Source organism: Serratia sp. root2, assembly GCF_031931805.1.
Classification (GTDB): domain Bacteria; phylum Pseudomonadota; class Gammaproteobacteria; order Enterobacterales; family Enterobacteriaceae; genus Serratia; species Serratia inhibens.
On record NZ_JAUJXB010000002.1, the window covers coordinates 435,579 to 455,720 of the forward strand.

Here is a 20,142-nt window from a genome sequence, read left to right on the forward strand (position 1 = left end):
GAAACCAGCATTGCCGATAACAGCTTTCAAGAATAATAAACGCTGTAAAGCCCTTCCTGGCTGTTATCGCTACAGGACACACGACCATGAACATGAAAGCTACCCTCGCGGCAATTAGCCTGATGTCAGCCCTTTCGTTCGGCGCTTCAGCCGCTACGCTGATCACCAATGACCAGGCCGGTGATCTTCAGTCTGTCGGCACCATTACCGCCAGTGGCGTCACTGGTGCACCTTCGGATATTCGCCAGGCGCTGTCCGACAAAGCCGATAAACAAGGCGCTAAAGCGTACCGAGTGATCGAAGCCTACGAAAACGGCAACTGGCACGCGACTGCCGAAATCTACAAATAACAATTCAGAGAACGCGATTACCGAACTGATTACCCTCGTCACTGCCACTGCCGAGTTCTGTCGTAAACGCGAATTCTCTGAAGATTATCGTCGTCCTATCCGACGAACCCCGTTGCCCTCGCTCGCGAGGGCTTTTTTATGGGCGAAAAAAAGGGCCGCTAGCGGCCCTTTATCGAATTTTTCCTGTCGATCAGTAGGTTACTTTCGGCTCTGGCTTATTGGCCAATGCCTCCAGCAACCGATCGTGGATCCCACCAAATCCGCCGTTACTCATCACCAGGATATGGTCACCCGGCTGAGCGGTTTTCACTATCATATCCACCAACGTGCCGAGATCGGCGCTCCAGTGGGCCGGCTGCACGCAAGCCTCCGCCACTTCCGCCACCTGCCAGGGAATATGGTGTGGCTGGAACAGGAAGACCTCATCGGCGCGGCCAAGCGATGGCGCCAAATCGTTCTTGCTGATGCCCATTTTCATGGTGTTGGAACGCGGTTCAAGCACTGCCAGAATGCGGGCGGTCCCCCCCACTTTGCCGCGCAGAGCGGCCAGGGTCGCCAGGATCGCCGTTGGGTGATGCGCAAAATCGTCGTACACCGTGACGCCGTTGGCTTCGCCACGCAGCTCCAGACGGCGGCGGGCATTGATGAAATCGCCCAGCGCGGCGCAGGCGTCTGCAGGCTGTACGCCAACGTGACGCGTTGCGGCAATGGCCATCAGGCCATTATGCATGTTGTGCTCGCCCACCAGCGCCCATTTCACCTCACCAACCTTGTCGCCATTGAGGAACACTTCATAGTGGCTGGCGTCCGGGGTCAGCTTGTGCGCCCGCCATGCCCCCTCTTCCCCAACCAGTTCCTGCTCGCTCCAGCACCCCATCGCCATCACCTGTTTCAGGTGGTTGTCGTTGTCAGGCAAGATGATCTTGCCCTTGCCCGGCACCAGGCGCACCAGATGATGGAACTGCTTCTGGATCGCTTTCAGATCGTCAAAGATATCGGCATGATCAAACTCCAGATTGTTCATGATCAGCGTACGCGGGCTGTAATGAACAAACTTGGAGCGCTTGTCGAAGAATGCGCAGTCGTATTCATCGGCTTCGATCACAAAGAACGGGCTGCCGCCCAAGCGCGCGGAAACGTCGAAGTTCCCCGGCACGCCGCCGATGACAAAGCCGGGCTGATAACCGCAGGCTTCCAGGATCCAGGTTGCCATGCCGGCCGTGGTGGTTTTACCGTGGGTCCCGGCAACCGCCAGCACCCAGCGATCGCGCAGTACATAGTCATGCAGCCACTGCGGGCCGGAAACGTAAGGGATGCCTTGCTCCAGCACCGCTTCCACGCAGGGGTTACCGCGCGTCATGGCGTTGCCGATGATCACCAGGTCCGGTGCGGGATCCAACTGAGCCGGATCGTAACCCTGGATCAGATCGATCCCCTCTTTCTCCAGCAGCGTGCTCATCGGCGGATAGACATTAGCGTCAGAGCCGGTCACCTCATGTCCCAACGAACGAGCCAGTACCGCCAGCCCCCCCATAAAGGTGCCACAGATCCCAAGAATGTGAATGCGCATAGTTTTCTCAATTGAGTACGTCGAATGTTGCCTTATTCTACCGCTCAGAATCGTCCAGAAGAAATGGATTTGCCTATGAATAGCGCTCATCTTTGGGCTACACTGCTCGCGAATACGTTGGCGGTTTGTTAACAAACCGCTACCCATCCGTAGATTCAGGGATTGTGTCATGAAAACGTTAGGCGAATTTATCGTCGAGAAACAGCACGACTTCTCTCACGCCACCGGCGAGCTGACAGCGTTACTTTCTGCAATTAAACTGGGCGCCAAAATCATCCACCGCGACATCAACAAAGCGGGTCTGGTTGATATCCTCGGTACCAGCGGCATTTCCAACGTACAGGGTGAAGTCCAGATGAAACTGGACCTGTTCGCCAACGAAAAGCTGAAAGCTGCGCTGAAAGCGCGCGGTGAAGTTGCGGGTATCGCTTCTGAAGAAGAAGATGAGATCGTGATTTTCGATGGCGAGCGGGCTGAAAATGGCAAGTATGTGGTGTTGATGGATCCGTTGGACGGTTCGTCCAACATTGATGTCAACGTCTCGGTCGGTACTATTTTCTCTATCTATCGTCGCATCACCCCGGTCGGCACTCCCGTGACCGAAGAAGATTTCCTGCAGCCGGGCAGCGCCCAGGTTGCAGCCGGCTACGTAGTTTATGGTTCCTCTACCATGCTGGTGTATACCACCGGTTATGGCGTGCATGCCTTTACTTACGATCCGTCTCTGGGCGTGTTCTGCCTCTCCCATGAGAAAGTGCGTTACCCGGCCACCGGCAACATGTATTCCATCAACGAAGGCAACTACATCAAGTTCCCTCGCGGCGTGAAGAAATACATCAAGTATTGTCAGGAGCAGGACGAAGCGACACAACGCCCTTACACCTCACGCTACATTGGTTCACTGGTTGCCGACTTCCACCGCAACCTGCTGAAAGGCGGCATCTACATTTACCCAAGCACCGCCAGCCACCCGCAAGGCAAGCTGCGCCTGCTGTATGAATGCAACCCGATGGCGTTCCTGGCAGAACAGGCCGGCGGTAAAGCCAGCGACGGTAAAAACCGTATTCTGGACATTACTCCGGTGAAACTGCACCAGCGTGCACCTTTCTTCGTCGGTACCAAATCCATGGTTGAAGACGCCGAGCGCTTTATCGCCGAAAACCCGGACGAATAAAGCCTCTCTACAGGAGGCGGCATGCCGCCTCCTGTCATCCATCATAATTTGAACGCCGCCATGCTCTGTGCCAGCAGTTGAGCCTGATCCTCCAGCGAACGCGTCGCCGCAGCAGATTCTTCGACCAACGCAGCATTTTGTTGCGCAACCTGATCCATCTGGGCCACTGCCAGGTTCACCTGCTCAATACCGCTGCTTTGTTCCCGGGTAGCCGCCGAAATTTCCCGCATCAGCGCCGTTACGCGGCCCACTTCACCGGTAATGCCATTCATGGTTTTCGCCGCAGATTCCGCCATCTGCTCGCCTTCCTGCACCCGATTCTGCGACGCTTCTATCAGCCCTTTGATCTCTTTCGCCGACTGCGCACTGCGCTGTGCCAGGCTGCGTACCTCACCGGCCACCACGGCGAAACCGCGTCCTTGTTCACCGGCACGGGCCGCTTCGACCGCCGCATTCAACGCCAGAATATTGGTCTGGAAGGCAATGCCGTCCATCACGCTGATGATATCGGCGATGCGCCGTGAACTGTCGGTTATCGCCTGCATCTTGTCCATCACCTGGCTGACCACCTCGCTGCCTTGGTTGGCGATATCGGATACGCTCAGCGCCAGCTGGTTAGCCTGCTCGCAATTCTCGGCGTTCATTTTCACCGTCGAAGTCAGCTGTTCCATGCTGGCCGCGGTTTCTTCCAGCGAGGCTGCAGACTCCTCGGTGCGCTGCGCCAGATGCAGGTTACCGGCCGCCAGCTCACGTGAGCCGGTATCAATCTGGCTGCTGGCATCGCGCACCTTGCTCACCGAGCCGACCAGCGCCTGTTGCATTCGTTGCATAGCGCGGATCAAACGACCCACCTCGGTATCCCCTTCGCCGGTAATTCGGTGCGTCAGGTCGCCGCCGGCGATATATTCCAGTTGGGCGATAGACTCATCGAGAGGGCGCAGGATAATCACCCGCAGCGCAAACCAGGCAAGCACTGCCAGCAGCACGCTGAGCAAGCCGGCAAACACGATCAGGGTGATTTTGGTGCTGGCGTTATTTTCCGCCTCATCCACCCGCTGTTGCCCCACTTTCATGGCAAAGCTGCGGAAATCGCTGAGGTCTTTTTCGAAGGCGATGCTCAGGGCCGAAATCCGGGTTTCCTGAATGTCGTAATAGTCATCGACCTTACCGGCCTTGATGGCGTCGGCCATTGGTCTGACACCCTGTTCGAGATAGGCCCGGTAGCTGTTCTGCAAACGGGTAGAGAGCTCACGGCCACGTTCGGTGACGGTACCGACGCTGACAAAACGCGCCATTTCGTGCTTCGACTGCTCGAGGTAATCATAGATACGGCCTACCGTGGCATCGGAAACCTCAATCTGGCCTATTTCCCGCTGGCGCACCGCCAGCGAAGCGGCGGTTCTGGCACGCAGCGTCAGGTTGGAACTGCTGGCCAGCGATCCCAGTTCCTCCCCCAGGATCTGGTTCAGAGTGTGTAGCGAACGCGACCCTTCATTAATCGCGTTGACGCCGATCGTGCTGACCATAATCAACAACAGCGTCGTCAGGCTAAGCAGGGCAATCAGCCCGGCCTTCACCGTAATCTTTTTTAGCATGAGTTCTTCCCGGCTTCAGAAATAGTGAGATCAAACGTAGGGGAGGTAAAACGCGGAGCCAGGTTTCCCGGCTCATTATTATTTGATGAAGTTATCGGCAACGGCGGGAAAAACTTAACCTCGTTGGAGGATTAATCTGGAAATGCGGTAGATGGCTCCCCGGTGGGGAGTCGGTGATGAAAAGGGCAGGAAATCGCAAAAGAGTCCGCTATAATAGCCGCCACTCCATTTCTGGTTTGATTAAAGGAAACCGACATGAGCTTGAATCTGGTCCCAGCTGGCAAAGACCTGCCGGAAGACATCTACGTTGTTATCGAAATCCCGGCTAACGCCGATCCGATCAAATATGAAATCGACAAGGACACCGGCGCGCTGTTCGTTGACCGTTTCATGTCTACCGCGATGTTCTATCCGTGCAACTACGGTTACATCAACCACACCCTGTCTCTGGACGGTGATCCGGTTGACGTGCTGGTGCCGACCCCGTATCCGCTGCAGCCGGGTTCTGTGATCCGTTGCCGTCCGGTGGGCGTGCTGAAGATGTCCGACGAAGCCGGTGAAGATGCAAAACTGGTTGCCGTTCCGCACAGCAAGCTGACCAAAGAGTACGATCACATCAAAGATGTGAACGACCTGCCAGAACTGCTGCGTGCCCAGATCGCTCACTTCTTCGAGCATTACAAAGATCTGGAAAAAGGCAAATGGGTGAAAGTGGAAGGCTGGGCAGACGCTGCCGCTGCCAAAGCTGAAATCGTTGCTTCTTTCGAACGCGCTGCCAAGAAGTAATTCTTGCCGCCGTCCGATGAAAAAACACCGCTCAGTGAGCGGTGTTTTTTTTTATTACTTTTCGTCGAGACGCTTCAACCAGTCGCCGCTGTTAATCCGCGGGTAACCGTCCACACTGTGTTTATACAGGTAGATCCACGCACTCCCATAAGGCGTCTGAATCAGCTCGCGCTTATAGTCCTTGGTGTTGCTTTTCAGTTCGTCCAGCTCTGCCAGAATCGATGAGTTAATACGGTACACCTCACAATGTACCGTGCCCTCTCCAGGGATCGCCGCCGGGTAATGGCCCAGATTATAAATCTGATAGCCTTCGAGCTCATGCTCGCCGAGCCATTGGGCGTTGGTCATCCAATGGCTGTTTCCCTGTTTGCGTCGTAAACTGCCGTAGACAATTATTCGCATCGCTAAAACTCAAACTGATAGAGCAAATCTAATGCCTGGTCGATACCAGACACCGCTTCAAGATACAACTTAGGCATCAGGCGGTAACGCAACGTCAGCGTGGCCAGCGAGTCGAAAATGCCCACCCCATATTTTACTTGTAAGCCTGGGAGAACATAGCCGCTCACGACAACCTGGGAGCTGTCGCCAACCCCCTGGGTGTCCAGGGCCAAATTACTTACGCCAAACGCCTCGCCGATTTTACCCACAAGTTGACCACTTTGTGCAACCCCCATCCCAATTAACATTGAGGTCATTGCGTTGCCGTCGGCGCCAGAACTGCTCAACCCCTGCCCACGAAGCAGGTAAGACAAGGCTTCCTGCTGCGATTTAGCCGGATCGGAGAACACCTCCAGCTTCGGTGCATCCGCCAGCCCGGTGACGCGGACCCCGGCGGTGACGCCGTCTTCGGTCGAGTCCGGATTACGGATCGCCTCAAGGTTAAGCAACGGCTGATCCGGTGGCCCCGAGAACAGCAGTTGGCCCTTGCGGACAATCAGATCCTGACCATAAGCATGGAAGCGACCGGAAGGGATGTCAATCTGGCCGTTCAGGCCCAGGCCGTTCTTGTCCTGCACCACTTTTAAGTCGCCCTTCAGCCTGGCCTTCAGGCCAAAGGCATCCAGTCGTACGTCGTTGCCGACGTGGATCATCAGATTACTGTTGATTGGGATCCCGGCGGTTTTCGGCTGTATGGGTTTCAGCTGATTATCCAGCATCACTTCGTCGGAAGACACGCCCACCGCGCTTTCCGGCAGTTCCTGCACCGTTATGCGCGCCCAGGGGATATTGACTGAGCCATTGAGCGAGAACAGCTGCGGCGTCGCTTCAAAGACCAGATCAGGCGAAACGTCGATGCGGATCATCGGCGGCACCGTCACCCGCAGCTTGTCGCCCTTGGCGGCGATACGGGCGCGCCAGGCGTTGATATCGCGCCAGTCGGCGTCACCGGACAGGTTCAACTGCCCGCGAGTCGTGCCGATCAGCCCCTCCAGCGTCGAGGTCATGCCATCGAAGTTAACCACCAACCGGCCGTCAGTCATGTCAAACGGCATCCAGTGCCCATCAATATCCACTTTATCCAGCGCTAACCGGCCATAAACCAGCGGTTTTTGCGCGCTGCCGCCCAGACGCAGGTTGGCGTTCAACATGCCCGCCGCTTTTTCCCCTTGCATCAGCGCCGGGTTAATCATCGCCAGCGAGATATTGGTGATATTGACATTACCGCTGATAATGCGGCGCACCTGCGGGTCGGTGACCTGAATGTTGCCGTTAAACTGGCCATTATTGTTCAGCTTGATCAACCAGTCCGCCTGCGCGCGGCCGTTGGTCAGCCCAGCGTTGAGATTCAGCGTATCGAAGGCGATCGGCAGCGCATTACCCTGCACCTGCTGCACCACTTTCACCCCATTGCCCACCAGCGAGACTTTCGCATCAGGCAACGCGCCACCCGGTTTCCAGCTAACATCCGCCCGGCCGGAGAACACGCCGCTCAGGGCCGTTTCCGGCCCCAGGAAAGGTTTCACCATCGCCAGATCAAAGCGGTTCAGCACTACGCTGGCCTGGCCGCTCTGGCCCGCCTCAATGGTTTTCGGCACGCACAGTTCGGCGTTCGGGTTCTGCCAGCAGTGCGGCCCGATACTGATTTTCTGTGCGGTATTCAGGTAGTCCAGCGCAATGGCGCGCGTTAACCGCCACTCGCCCACAGGGGTATCGAAACGGGTATTGTTCAGGTTGCCGCGCCAGCGCTGCTGCTGACGATCGAAACTGCCCTGAAGCGCCAGTTGGCCGGATACCGGCTTGCCGTCAATCTTCAGTTGCAGCTGATGCTGTTTTTCGCTGCCTTTGGCATCCAGCGTCAGCAGGTTGATCTCCAGAGCATCCTGCTTCAGTTGTTCAACCCGTACCGCCAGTTGGCCCTGAATCTGATCGCTGGAGCGCACGTCGCCGTCAATTTTAACCCGGTTAATGCGCAGCGCCTGCCACTGCAGGCCAGAAGCGGTCAGATCGGCCAACAACTGAGGCGCCTGCAGGTTGCCGCGCAGTTTAAGCAGACCTTTCGCCGTACCGCCCAGCCCCGGCAGCGCGCCGTCCAGGCGCGGTGCGTCGATATTCGCATCCAGATTCCAACTTTTCTCGTCCAGTTGGCCTTTGACGTTCAGTTGGTTACGCCCCAGCGTCAGATCGATACCGGGGATTTTCCACTGCCCGGCAGCGTTGCCGCTGAGCGAGCCGCGCGCCGTGACCTTGTTTTGCTTCACGTTGCCGTCGAGCTGCAGCACCGGTACCTGCAATTGCCAGCTGCCACCGTGCAGGCTGCCGCGAGTGGTGATCTTGCCGGCAAGCGTAGCCGGCCATTCCGGCCACTGTTTGGCGGTGTTAATACCGCTTAGCATCAGCTGTGAATTCCAGCTGATGGCCTTGCTCCAGTCCACCAGCGCGGTCAAATCGGCGTTGCCCTGCAAGGCGGCCAGCCGCAGGCGATCCAGTTTGAACTGTTCGACGTTGCCTTTGCCATCCAGCGTCAGCACCGCCGGCGGCAGATCCTGACCTTTGATGTTGGCGCGCGTCGACAGCGCATAATCGGTCGCCTTACCGTTGAAACGCAGGCGGAAATCATTGATTTGATATTGCGCCTCGCCGCTCAGCGGCCATTTCAGCTGTTTGCTTTGCAGCGTCAGTGCCAACGGCAAACCGACCTCAGCCAATTGAGTTTGCATATCCAACTGCGCACCGACCGGCCCGGAAAGATTGAGCGCCACTTTCAGCTCTTCACGCAGCCCACCGCCGACGTTCAGCTTGACCTTCTCACCCTTCAACGGCTCAATATTCAGCGTGCTGTTCGCCACCATCTCCACCGGCCAGTTGCCGGTCAGCGTCGCCTGTCCCTGGGCGGACAGCGTGCCCTGCGGCGATTTCACATCAAAATTGTCCAGCTGGATATGCTGGTCTTTGGTGCTGGCCTGCAGCAGCAGGCTGGTGATCAATACCTCGGTGTCGCCAGTCAGCCGCAGCTGTTCACCGCTAATTTCCTTGACGGTGATATCCAGCGGCAGGCGAATGTCCGGCAGATCCGGCAGCAGCGGTTTGGCGAACAGTTCTTTCAAGGTTTCGCCCAGCGGCTTCTCTTCCGGCTGAGGCACAGGCTTGGCAGCCTCATCGACTTTTTCCCCGACCTTTTTCGCCACCTCGACGACCGGCTGCACGGCCTCCGGCAATGGGTTTTGCGGCGTTTTCGGCAGGGCTATCAGCAGCGAGCTGATTTTGGTTGGCAGCAGGGTCAGTGCGCGTTCCTGCCACTGTGCGCCGGTGCGGAACTCGCCCAGTGAAATCGCCGTGTCGTCGACGCTGACCTTGACGTTGTTCAGCGCCAGCATGCGCAGGGTGATCGGGTATGGCGTACTCAGATTCGTGGTCGGCTCGCTGGTCTCCTCCACCGGCGCCGACGGCGTCATCTCTTTGGTTTTCACCACGACATCCACGTCCTGAGCGGTCAGGGCGTTAACGCACAGCGAACTGCGTTTAAAGCAGGATAAATCCAGCGACAGGTGGAACTGCCCGGCATTCACCGTCACGCCCGGCATCTGGTATTTCACGCCCTTTAGCGTCAAGTCGCGCCAACCGCCGCTGACGCCGGCAATCTCCAGCCCCGGTACCCAACGCGCAGCCCCATTGATAACCGTATGCAGGCCGCTGGTGGTGCCGAGCAGATAAGCCAACCCGCCGATCAGCAACAGCAGAACAATCAAGAGTCCTAGACAAATCTTTTTAATCAGGCTCATAATTCAGGCCCCAAACCGATATAGAACTGCACCCCGTGGGTCTCTTTATCCCCAACCGGAGCGGCGATATCCAGCTTCACCGGGCCGACCGGCGACTGCCAGCGCACGCCGAAGCCGGCGCCGGTTTTGACGTTGCTTTGCTTGATATCGTTCACCGCTTCGCCGGAATCCACAAACACCGCGCCCCACCATTTGCCGGTCACGTTGTATTGGTATTCCAGCGAGCCGGTCAGCATTTTGGAGGCGCCGGTCAGCTTGCCGTCATCGTCACGGGGTGAAATGCCTTTGTATTTGTAGCCGCGAATGCTGCGATCGCCACCGGCGAAGAAACGCAGATCCGGCGGTACTTTTTCAAAGTTATTGGTTTCGATCCAACCAACCTGCCCGCGCGCAACAAAGCGGTGTTTGTCGGCCAGGGTGCGGATCCAGACGTTTTGCGCCTGTATCAGCGCAAAGTCGACGCCGGAACCCCAGGTGGTGTCGGAGACATCGAGAGAATAACGCTGGCTGTCGCCCCAGGTCGGCATCAGACCGCCGCGCGAGCGGGTACGGTTAACGCTGACGCCGGGATACAGCAGCATGGTAGTGTCGGTGACCGTACCCTGGGTAAAGTGGTCCAGACGCCAGGTCAGGTTCAATGCCCGTTGCCAGCCGCTGGAGAGATCCCAATTGCGGGAAACCACCGCTTTTGACGTAACGGACTTGGTGTCGTTGAGATCGACGTTCTTGAAGCCCCCCTGCAACAGGTAGTACTGCTCCAATGGGTTCTTCAACAGCGGGATTTTATAGGTCAGATCAAGCTGCTGTTCCGGCGCGGAAATACTGGCGCTGGTTTCCAGGCTATGCCCGCGATCGTTAAGCCACGGTTTTTTCCAGGTGCCTTTTACCCGGGGGCCGACGTCGGTGGAATAACCGACCCCGGTTTCGATGGTATTGCGGGTGCGCGGCGTAACCAGCGCATCTAACGGCAAAATCTTGTTCTCTTTGGCGTCTTGGAAATCAGGGGACACCACCACCGAGTTAAACCAGTTGGTGGCGGACAAACGACGGTTCAGTTCGGCCAACTCTTCCGAACTGTAATAATCCCCCTGATGAAAGGGCACCAGATTTTGCAGATAGTCTTCACGGATTTGCGAACCTTCGAACTTCACCTTGCCGAAACGGTAGCGCTGCCCGCTGTTGAAGTCGATGTCCCAATAAGCCTTATGCAGTTCCTCCGCCACGCCCAGTTGGCTCTTGGTCATATCGGCATCGAAATAACCTTTGCGCAGCGCCATGCCGGTCAGAGAACCTTTGAAGCCGTCGTATTTGCCGTGATTGAGGATCTCGCCTATCGTCGGTCGGCCCTTTTTGACCAGTTCCAGATAGTCTTCGTCGGTTTTCGCGCCACCTTCCAGTTGAATATTGGCACCGGCAATGCGCACCGGCTCGCCCGGATTCACCTTGGCATGCAGCACGGGACGCGCCAGCCCCGGGCGGTCATCCAGCGTAAAATCGATGGTGGGCTGATAATAACCCAACGCGCGCAGCCCCTGGCGGACGGCTTCGTCCACGCGTGCGCGGAAACGCCCATCGGTGCCGACTTCTTCCGGCGTGATGGAAGACAACCGCACCCGGACGTTTTTTTCAAGTTCCCCGCTAAGTCCTTCAACCTGCAGCCGCACATTCGCCGAAAACGCCGCAGGCGTCGCGAGCAGCGCACAAAAAAAGCACAGGGCACGGTATCGTGGCACGCGTTCTCCTTAATTTATTTTACTTTCCTGGTATAACATCGCTCTCTGGTGCCAGGGCAGACTCCGCGCTATCAGGACGGCAGCCCTCTTCAGCGTTATTCCAGACGCCGCGTGTTACCGTTTTACTGTCGCCGTAAACAGGCGCATTCTTCGCTTTTGGCGCTCAAAATACTGCGTTAAGCTGACACTTAATCTCAATATGCAGCTTATTGTGGGCAAAGTTTCGGTTAGATACAACCGAACCGCTGCGTCTTGGGCCAATTCTTACTGTGACAACAGGAGTCAACCGTGGTGCCATTTTTTGATAAAACCCAAACCGTCGACAAGGCGAACGCACTGCCTGGCCGCACGACGCCGATGCCGGTTGCGACGCTCAATGTGGTCACCGATCATTCGATGACCCACGTCCCGGACGGCATGGAAGTAGCGATCTTCGCCATGGGTTGTTTCTGGGGTGTGGAGCGCCTGTTCTGGCAACAACCGGGCGTCTACAGCACCGCCGCTGGCTACAGCGGCGGCTACACGCCAAACCCGACCTACCGCGAAGTGTGCAGCGGCCAGACCGGCCACACCGAAGTGGTGCGCGTCGTGTTCGACCCAAAAATCGTCAGCTATAAACAACTGCTGCAGGTTTTTTGGGAAAACCACGACCCGGCACAGGGCATGCGTCAGGGCGGCGACGTCGGCACCCAGTACCGTTCGGCGATTTACACGCTGACGCCGGAACAGCAGACCGAAGCCGAAAGTAGTCGGCAACGTTTCCAGCAGGCGATGGATGAAGCCGGTGACAAACGCGCCATCACCACAGAAGTGACGCCGGCACTACCGTTCTACTATGCCGAAGACGACCATCAGCAATATCTGTATAAAAATCCCGAGGGCTATTGCGGCCTGGGCGGGATCGGCGTTTGTCTGCCGCCGCAGGGCTAACCTACTATTTTTTAACCGCTGGCGGCCCCTGTGGGGCTACTGCTATACTGTGCGGGGTCGCATTTGCGGCCCTGCTTTTTGATAAAGCTCTGGCGGGCGCGGTATGCGACCCCCTACAATTCTTTTTTTACAATGTACTACCCTTCCTCAAGAGCGCCGTCATCCCGTCGGCACGTATGGATAGATTATGTTAAACAGTATTTTACTGATTCTTTTTCTGATCGCCGTGAGTGCGTTTTTCTCACTGTCGGAAATATCTCTGGCCGCATCACGCAAGATTAAACTGAAAATGATGGCTGACGAAGGTAACGTCAATGCCGCCAAAGTGCTCAAACTGCAGGAAACGCCAGGCCTGTATTTTACCGTAGTGCAAATTGGCCTGAACGCCGTGGCCATTCTCGGCGGTATCGTTGGCGATGCCGCTTTTTCTCCTACTTTCAAACTGCTGTTCGACCGCTTTTTGTCACCTGAACTGGCGGAGCAGGTCAGCTTCATCTGTTCCTTCGTGTTGGTGACCAGCCTGTTTATTCTGTTCGCGGATTTGACCCCGAAGCGCATCGGTATGATTGCACCAGAGACGTTCGCCGTCCGGATCATCAACCCGATGCGTTTCTCAATCATGCTGTTCCGGCCGCTGGTATGGTTCTTCAATGGCATGGCAAACCTGATCTTCCGCTTGTTCAAGCTACCGATGGTGCGTAAAGACGACATCACCTCCGACGACATTTATGCGGTGGTGGAGGCCGGCGCGCTGGCGGGCGTGCTGCGTAAACAGGAACATGAGCTGATCGAAAACGTGTTCGAGCTGGAATCACGCACCGTGCCCTCTTCGATGACCTCGCGTGAAAGCGTGGTTTACTTCGATCTGCGCGAGAGCGAAGAAAGCATCATCGAGAAAGTCTCGACCCACCCGCACTCCAAGTTCCTGGTGTGCGACGGCAATATCGATCAGGTGGTTGGCTACGTCGACTCCAAAGACCTGCTGAACCGCGTGCTGGGCAACCAGAGCCTGGTGCTGAGCAGCGGTGTACAGATCCGTGCCGCGCTGATCGTACCTGATACCCTGACGTTGTCCGAAGCGCTGGAAAGCTTTAAAACCGCCGGCGAGGACTTTGCCGTTATTCTTAATGAGTATGCGTTGGTGGTAGGCATCATTACGCTGAATGACGTAATGACCACGCTGATGGGCGATCTGGTGGGCCAGGGCCAGGAAGAGCAGATCGTGGCGCGTGACGAAAGCTCGTGGCTGATTGAGGGCGGCACGCCGATCGAAGATGTCATGCGCGTGCTGCACATTGACGAGTTCCCGCAGGCGGGTAACTACGAAACCATTGGCGGCTTTATGATGTACATGCTGCGCAAGATCCCGAAACGCACCGACTTCGTCAAGTACGCCGGCTATAAATTTGAAGTCGTGGACATCGACAGCTACAAGATTGATCAGTTGCTGGTGACCCGATTGAGCGACAAACCTGCGGCAGTGCTGCCAAAAGCGCCGGGGGACAACTCCCCAGCCTGACGCTTGCCGGCAAAAACGTCAGCGGCCCCATCGGGGCCGCGATTATTGGAGCTTTTTGCAGGTGCACAAAATTTTACCCTATAAATTTCAAATTGCAGATAACCACGCTGCGGCTTGAAATAAGGCGGGTATAGCGCATTAACCCATCTCTGATTGCAGCAACAACACCTGCCGATTCACCTCTGACATCACACTGAAGTGGCGCCTGTCACGAATTTTCGGTATCAGGATTTTCCCTTCGTCGAACTCGAACGCGCCTACATCTTTGATATACAGCCGGCCACGAAACAGGGTCTTTACGTACTTCGCCACTTTCAATGGGTTATAACGCTGGAAGATTCTCATTCTTTTACTCTCCTCCGTTTGGTCCATGCGCTCAGCGAGCCGCCAAGGTGGCAGCCTCTAAAGTAAGAACGCAACTTGATTGCCATGTAGTAGACCTAGTAAAGACCATATCGTTCACTTCCGCCTGGTCATCTTCACTGGATTTACACTTTTTGACAGAATTGTATATGATAATATATAACTTTTTCAGTATATCCCTTCAAAATAAAGGTATTAGCGCTCAGAAGGAAAAACTGCGATCCGGCTAACAGGACAGACCTCCGATCACAACCTATGCTTTAGGCTGTTGGGTGCTGTCGGCACCGTCCCCTTCCAAGGAGAAGGCATGAAAAAAAGTAGCATGCTCATTGCATCCCTGCTGTTTGCTCCCCTTTTGGCCTCCGCACACAATTTCCAGCTCCAGCAGCGCGTCGCGCCGGTCGGCGTCAGCGATAAAGGAGAGTTAAATTACGCTAATGATAAGTTTAGCTATAAAAACTGGAATAGCGCGCAGCTCAGCGGGAAAGTGCGAGTGATCCAGCATATTGCCGGCCGCAGCTCCGCCAAGGACATGAACGACCCATTGATAGAAGCGATTAAAAAAGCCAAGTTACCGCACGAACGTTACCAAACGACGACAATCGTCAATACCGACGATGCCCTGCTCGGTACCGCGATGTTTGTTCGCAACAGCATTGAGGACAGCAAGAAAGAGTTTCCGTGGTCGCAATTTGTCGTCGACAGCAACGGTAACGTTCGCAAAGCCTGGGATCTGCAGCCGAAAGGGTCGGCCATTGTGGTACTGGATAAACAGGGCAAGATCCAATTCGCCAAAGACGGCGCTTTGACGCCGGAAGAGGTGCAGCAGGTCATGACCCAACTGCACCAGCTCCTGAACTGATTCAGAACAGCGAAACCCGGAAGCCGGGGTTGAGGAAGGACTCACGTGGCGTATAGAGCAACGGCTGGCCCTGCCAGTCGTGGATCTGCGCCCCGGCTGCCACCGCGACGGCATGGCCGGCAGCGGTGTCCCAGATATTGGTCGGCCCGAAACGCGGATAGAGCTGCGCCTTGCCTTCCGCCACCAGACAGAACTTCAGCGATGAGCCGACAGAAATGGTCTGATGCTCGCCCAGTTGGTTCAGGTAATCCTTCAATTCTTCATCGCTGTGGGAGCGGCTCACCACCACCAGCGGCGGATGGGCATTGCTGACACCAATCGTCTGGCGCTGCCCCTTCTCTTCTTTCCAGGCTTTACCGCGCTCGGCCAGGTACAACACGTCGATCGCCGGGGCATAAACCACGCCCATTACCGCCTGGCCGTCTTCAATCAGCGCGATATTCACCGTAAACTCGCCGTTGCGATTGAGGAATTCCTTGGTGCCATCCAACGGATCGACCAGCCAATAACGCGTCCAGTTCTGACGCACCTCCCAGGCCGGCGGATCTTCCTCCGACAGCAGCGGCACGTCCGGCGTTAACGCCGCCAACCCGCGTTTGATAATATGATGCGCCGCCAGATCGGCCGCCGTCACCGGTGAATCATCTTTTTTCTGCGCCACATCAAGCGGTTGTTCACCATCATACACCGCCATGATTGCCGCTCCCGCTTCGCGGGACAATTGGCAAATTTGCTCTAACATCATTCACCTCAGATATGCAGTTCCGTGGGTAATTTCCCCTTCCTCATTGCTAGCAGCCTAGTTTTTTTTGCATGGAATATCCATCACAACGGTTTAACCATCGGTATTTACTCGAGTCTTTGTCGTCACAACTGTGACATTTCCTGCGTAATCTCGGTCAATTTTCTGCCACACTTCACAGTTTGGTGAGACAACCAATGTTAATTACATGTCCCTCTGCGATAAAACTCGAAAAATGGAATGGAGAAAGCCCAAAATGATGAAGCGTCCGCTGACGTTGTCCGCCCTGGCTATGCTGGTTTGCGCCTCGACGCAGGCGGCAACGGTCGACCTGCGCGTACTGGAAACCACCGACCTGCACAGCAACATGATGGACTTCGATTACTACAAGGATAAACCAACCGATAAATTCGGCCTGGTGCGTACCGCAAGCCTGATTAAACAGGCTCGCCAGCAGGCCACCAATGCGGTGCTGGTGGACAACGGCGATATTATTCAGGGCAGCCCGCTGGGCGACTATATGGCCGCCAAGGGGCTGAAATCCGGCGACGTACACCCGGTATACAAAGCGATGAATACGCTGAATTACGTGGTCGGCAATATCGGCAACCATGAATTCAATTACGGCCTGGACTACCTGAAAAACGCCATTGCCGGCGCAAAATTCCCGTATATCAACGCCAACGTGATCGACGCTAAAACTCAAAAACCGCTATTCACGCCTTACATTATCGTCGATACCCAGGTAAAAGACCGTGACGGCAAGGAACATACTTTACGCATCGGCTATATCGGCTTCGTTCCCCCGCAAATTCTGGTGTGGGATAAAGCCAATCTGCAGGGCAAAGTGACGGTTAACGATATTACCGAAACCGCCAAACGCTACGTGCCTGAAATGCGCAAACAGGGCGCCGACCTGGTGGTGGCAATCCCGCACTCCGGCCTTTCCAGCGAACCCTATAAGGCCATGGCGGAGAATTCGGTGTACTACCTCAGCCAGGTGCCGGGCATTGACGCCATCATGTTCGGCCATGCCCACGCGGTATTCCCGAGCAAGGACTTCGCCGCTATCAAAGGCGCAGATATTGAAAAAGGCCTGTTGAATGGCGTACCGGCGGTCATGCCGGGCCAATGGGGCGATCACCTCGGCGTGGTCGATCTGCAGTTGAGCAACGACTCCGGCAGTTGGAAAGTGGCCTCCGCCAAAGCGGAAGCGCGGCCAATCTACGACAAGGAGCACAAGCAATCGCTGGCGGCGGAAGACGCTGCGCTGGTGAAGGTGCTGGCAGACGATCATAAAGGTACGCGAGACTTCGTCAGCCAGCCGGTCGGCAAGTCGGACGACAACATGTACAGCTACCTGGCGCTGGTACAGGACGATCCGACAGTGCAGATCGTCAACAATGCGCAGAAGGCCTATGTTGAGCACTACATTCAAGGCGATCCGGATCTGGCGGACCTGCCGGTGCTGTCAGCCGCAGCGCCGTTCAAGGTCGGCGGGCGCAAAAACGACCCGGCCAGCTTCGTTGAAGTGGAAAAAGGCCAGCTCACCTTCCGCAACGCTTCCGACCTCTATCTCTACCCCAATACGCTGGTGGTAGTGAAAGCCAGTGGCAAAGAGGTGAAGGAATGGCTGGAATGTTCGGCCGGGCAGTTCAATCAGATAGACGTCACCAGCAGCAAGCCGCAAGGCCTGATTAACTGGGATGGCTTCCGCACCTATAACTTCGATGTCATCGACGGTGTGAATTATCAGATCGACGTCAGCCAGCCGGCGCGCTACGACGGCGAATGCCAGTTGATCAACGACAAGGCGGAACGCATCAGGCACCTGACGTTCAAGGGGAAGCCGATCGATCCGAACGCCACTTTCCTGGTTGCCACCAATAACTACCGCGCTTACGGCGGCAAGTTTGCCGGCACCGGCGATAAGCACATCGCCTTCGCGTCGCCGGACGAGAACCGTTCGGTACTGGCGGCGTATATCGGCGCCGAGACTAAAAAACGCGGCGCGGTACGGCCACAGGTGGATAATAACTGGCGCCTGGCGACATTCAGCAGTGCGCAACCGCTGGATATCCGCTTCGAAACCTCACCCAGTGAGAAAGCCACTGCGTTTATCAAAACGCATGCGCAGTACCCGATGAAGGCTGAGGGCACGGACAGCATCGGTTTTGCGGTTTATCGGATCGATTTGCAGAAGAAGTAAAAAAATCAGGGCGCCGAAAGGCGCCCTTGTTCACTGCCGTAGTGAATTACAGAATTTCCAGCAGCTCGACGTCAAACACCAGCGCGCTGAATGGCGGGATGGATGCGCCTGCACCGCGCTCGCCGTAAGCCAGATCGTGCGGGATATACAACTGCCATTTGGAGCCGACCGGCATCAGGGTCAGCGCTTCGATCCAGCCAGGGATCACGCCGCTAACCGGGAATTCTGCCGGCTGGCCGCGCTCTACGGAGCTGTCGAACACGTCGCCGTTAATCAGACGACCGGTGTAATGCACGCGCACGCGATCCTGACGGGACGGGATTGGGCCATTGCCCTGTTCCAGCACGGAGAACTGCAGACCGGATTCGGTCAACGTCACTTCGTCACGCTTGGCGTTTTCTTCCAGGAACTGCTGACCTTCAACGGCCATTGCCTGCTGGCGCTCACGACGCACGGCATCCGCACGCTCGTGGATTTCACGCAGTGCGCGGTGCACTACGTCTACCGGAACCGCCGGGGCATTCCCTTCCAGCGCGTCACGCAAACCTGCCAGCAAAGCTTCCGGTTGTAAACCTTCCAGACCGGACTCTTGCAACTGCTGGCCGACCTGTAAACCAATCCCGTAACTTGCTTGCGCTTCAACGCTGTCAAAAGAAGGGGTTGTCATGGGGTTTTCCTTTAGTCTGTAAAAAGTCGAAAGCGCAGCATAACAGCGCCGGAAAGCCGGGTAAAATCTTGTGTGGAGAATGATGACTTTTGTCGTAGAAAAAGAAACAATAACCTTCTGTTAACGCCCGCGACCGCGATCTCAGGCATATCGCCTGCCGCGACAACCATTGAATAGCTGCTGCCTTTCACTTCAAACAGTTAGCGGACTATACTGAAAGCAGGAAATCGGGCCGGCGGTACACCATGTTGTACTGTGGCATTTTTACGCAGTTGAAGAGAGGTCACCATGGGCAGAATCTCGCCCAGGAGAAGGAAAACCACCCGTATCTACCAGCCGTTGCTGCGCACCTGGCTGAACTTCAGCCAGCGCCTGAAACCTGGCCCCGCGCCAGAGGCGACAGAAGATCCGGATTCAGAGCAACCGCCGGTAAACGGCAAAGGACAGGGAATCAAAGCGTTACTGCTGAAGATTTGGCACCTGCCGGACAGTTTCGGCTGGATGGAACCCTTGCCCTATTTTCATCGTCGTTGGACGCTTATCTTCGGCGCGATCCTGCTGTTGGCGCTGTTATGGCCCTATTCGTCAGAGAAACAGCCATTCCCGGTCACCCAGCAAGGCAACGGTATACCGCTGCAGACCGATCAGCAAGATAACGGCCAGCAGCAGCAAGCTGCCGAACCGGAACCGGCAGGTAATTGGCAACGCTACCAGATCCAGCCGGGTCAAACGCTGGCGCAGCTATTTCGTGACAACAGCCTGCCGGTGAACGAAGTCTTTGCCATGGCGCAGGTAGAAGGTAGCGACAAACCGCTCAGTAATATGAAGGTGGGTCAGGAAGTGCGTATCGAGCGTGATACCAACGGCGTGATTACCGCGCTATCGGTCACCACTGCAGACAATACCCAAGCCCTGTTCCGCCGTCAGGCCGATGGCGGTTATCGCCGCGAGCGCTAATCCGCCAGTTGAGCCAACAAGAAGTCACGCAGCACCACGCCCTGGTTGTGCTGTGTGTCTTTACTGCCGTACAGCAAGGTCAGGGCCTGCCCTTGCCGCAATAACGCCACCAGGGGCCGCCAGGCTTCGTTTTCCGCCAGTTGCCGCCGGTAGCGGCGGTCAAACTCTTCCCACTGATCGACGTGTTGATGAAACCACTGCCGCAGAGCATTATCCGGCGCAACCTGTTTCAGCCACTGCACTCCCTGCAACCGTTCCTTGCTTATCCCGCGCGGCCACAACCGATCAATCAAATAGCAGTTCTCCGGTGCCGGGCCGGTAAAGTCATAGACGCGCTGTAAGTTAATGTCTGCCATTTGCTGCCTCTCTCACCAAGGGTAATCGCAAGGTAGCGCATTTTACCACTCGCAGAAAAGCAAAACGCCAGCACGAGGCTGGCGTTTTAACTTGGCTGGCAGGAAC

17 protein-coding genes are annotated in these 20,142 nt (G+C 56.2%); 8 read left to right on the forward strand and 9 right to left on the reverse strand.

Annotated features, from left to right (window positions below):
* The first annotated feature begins 86 nt into the window (after window positions 1-86).
* On the forward strand, window positions 87-350 hold the full coding sequence (yhcN, locus tag QZQ97_RS15735; protein WP_311994218.1) for a peroxide/acid stress response protein YhcN: 264 nt from the start codon (window positions 87-89) through the stop codon (window positions 348-350).
* A 190-nt stretch (window positions 351-540) separates the two neighbouring features.
* Here yhcN and mpl read toward each other — a convergent pair whose 3' ends face one another.
* Window positions 541-1,920: a UDP-N-acetylmuramate:L-alanyl-gamma-D-glutamyl-meso-diaminopimelate ligase gene (gene mpl / locus QZQ97_RS15740; protein WP_311994219.1), complete on the reverse strand. Its 1,380-nt coding sequence runs from the start codon at window positions 1,918-1,920 to the stop codon at window positions 541-543.
* A gap of 169 nt (window positions 1,921-2,089) precedes the next feature.
* On the opposite strand from mpl, the gene fbp reads away from it, so the two are divergent.
* The gene (fbp, locus tag QZQ97_RS15745; RefSeq protein ID WP_004952791.1) at window positions 2,090-3,094 is read left to right on the forward strand and encodes a class 1 fructose-bisphosphatase; all 1,005 of its coding nucleotides are present in this window, start codon (window positions 2,090-2,092) and stop codon (window positions 3,092-3,094) included.
* 41 nt (window positions 3,095-3,135) lie between these two features.
* On the opposite strand, the gene QZQ97_RS15750 is transcribed toward fbp, so the two are convergent.
* Entirely contained in the window at window positions 3,136-4,689 is a 1,554-nt protein-coding gene (locus QZQ97_RS15750) for a methyl-accepting chemotaxis protein (protein ID WP_311994220.1), read from the reverse strand.
* Window positions 4,690-4,944: 255 nt separating this feature from the next.
* Here QZQ97_RS15750 and ppa point away from each other — a divergent pair, with 255 nt between their 5' ends.
* Window positions 4,945-5,475 carry an inorganic diphosphatase gene (gene ppa, locus QZQ97_RS15755; RefSeq protein WP_004952787.1) on the forward strand — a complete coding sequence of 177 codons (531 nt, stop codon included), beginning with the start codon at window positions 4,945-4,947 and terminating at the stop codon, window positions 5,473-5,475.
* Window positions 5,476-5,529: 54 nt separating this feature from the next.
* Here the strand turns inward: ppa and QZQ97_RS15760 are convergent, their stop codons facing one another.
* From QZQ97_RS15760 to tamA, 3 genes are read right to left on the reverse strand one after another with little or no spacing between them, the layout of a single operon-like run.
* Complete coding sequence (locus tag QZQ97_RS15760) at window positions 5,530-5,877, reverse strand: gamma-glutamylcyclotransferase family protein (protein WP_006317485.1); 348 nt, start codon at window positions 5,875-5,877, stop codon at window positions 5,530-5,532.
* 2 nt (window positions 5,878-5,879) lie between these two features.
* Window positions 5,880-9,698, reverse strand: coding sequence for an autotransporter assembly complex protein TamB (gene tamB / locus QZQ97_RS15765; RefSeq protein WP_311994221.1), 3,819 nt, complete (start codon window positions 9,696-9,698; stop codon window positions 5,880-5,882).
* On the reverse strand, window positions 9,695-11,431 hold the full coding sequence (gene tamA / locus QZQ97_RS15770) for an autotransporter assembly complex protein TamA (RefSeq protein WP_311994222.1): 1,737 nt from the start codon (window positions 11,429-11,431) through the stop codon (window positions 9,695-9,697). The genes tamB and tamA overlap by 4 nt, the downstream gene beginning before the upstream one ends.
* 288 nt (window positions 11,432-11,719) lie before the next feature.
* Here tamA and msrA point away from each other — a divergent pair, with 288 nt between their 5' ends.
* Together msrA and QZQ97_RS15780 are read left to right on the forward strand one after the other, a co-directional pair.
* Window positions 11,720-12,361 carry a peptide-methionine (S)-S-oxide reductase MsrA gene (gene msrA / locus QZQ97_RS15775; protein WP_442995195.1) on the forward strand — a complete coding sequence of 214 codons (642 nt, stop codon included), beginning with the start codon at window positions 11,720-11,722 and terminating at the stop codon, window positions 12,359-12,361.
* Window positions 12,362-12,548: 187 nt separating this feature from the next.
* Window positions 12,549-13,880 (forward strand): hemolysin family protein, encoded by a 1,332-nt coding sequence (locus QZQ97_RS15780; RefSeq protein WP_311994223.1) that lies wholly within the window; start codon window positions 12,549-12,551, stop codon window positions 13,878-13,880.
* 138 nt (window positions 13,881-14,018) lie between these two features.
* On the opposite strand, the gene QZQ97_RS15785 is transcribed toward QZQ97_RS15780, so the two are convergent.
* Complete coding sequence (locus QZQ97_RS15785; RefSeq protein ID WP_004952776.1) at window positions 14,019-14,225, reverse strand: DUF1107 domain-containing protein; 207 nt, start codon at window positions 14,223-14,225, stop codon at window positions 14,019-14,021.
* A 325-nt stretch (window positions 14,226-14,550) separates the two neighbouring features.
* Here QZQ97_RS15785 and QZQ97_RS15790 point away from each other — a divergent pair, with 325 nt between their 5' ends.
* Complete coding sequence (locus tag QZQ97_RS15790) at window positions 14,551-15,105, forward strand: YtfJ family protein (protein ID WP_311994224.1); 555 nt, start codon at window positions 14,551-14,553, stop codon at window positions 15,103-15,105.
* A gap of 1 nt (window position 15,106) precedes the next feature.
* Here QZQ97_RS15790 and cysQ read toward each other — a convergent pair whose 3' ends face one another.
* Complete coding sequence (gene cysQ / locus QZQ97_RS15795) at window positions 15,107-15,847, reverse strand: 3'(2'),5'-bisphosphate nucleotidase CysQ (protein ID WP_311994225.1); 741 nt, start codon at window positions 15,845-15,847, stop codon at window positions 15,107-15,109.
* A 256-nt stretch (window positions 15,848-16,103) separates the two neighbouring features.
* Here cysQ and QZQ97_RS15800 point away from each other — a divergent pair, with 256 nt between their 5' ends.
* Window positions 16,104-18,056: a bifunctional 2',3'-cyclic-nucleotide 2'-phosphodiesterase/3'-nucleotidase gene (locus tag QZQ97_RS15800; RefSeq protein WP_311994226.1), complete on the forward strand. Its 1,953-nt coding sequence runs from the start codon at window positions 16,104-16,106 to the stop codon at window positions 18,054-18,056.
* 46 nt (window positions 18,057-18,102) lie between these two features.
* Here the strand turns inward: QZQ97_RS15800 and fklB are convergent, their stop codons facing one another.
* Complete coding sequence (fklB, locus tag QZQ97_RS15805) at window positions 18,103-18,723, reverse strand: FKBP-type peptidyl-prolyl cis-trans isomerase (protein ID WP_006317468.1); 621 nt, start codon at window positions 18,721-18,723, stop codon at window positions 18,103-18,105.
* Window positions 18,724-19,011: 288 nt separating this feature from the next.
* Here fklB and QZQ97_RS15810 point away from each other — a divergent pair, with 288 nt between their 5' ends.
* A complete protein-coding gene (locus QZQ97_RS15810; RefSeq protein WP_311994227.1) occupies window positions 19,012-19,680 on the forward strand; it encodes an OapA family protein in 669 nt (222 codons plus the stop codon).
* On the opposite strand, the gene QZQ97_RS15815 is transcribed toward QZQ97_RS15810, so the two are convergent.
* On the reverse strand, window positions 19,677-20,036 hold the full coding sequence (locus tag QZQ97_RS15815; protein WP_311994228.1) for a DUF488 domain-containing protein: 360 nt from the start codon (window positions 20,034-20,036) through the stop codon (window positions 19,677-19,679). The two genes, QZQ97_RS15810 and QZQ97_RS15815, sit on opposite strands and share 4 nt — an antisense overlap.
* Between the last annotated feature and the right edge of the window lie 106 nt (window positions 20,037-20,142).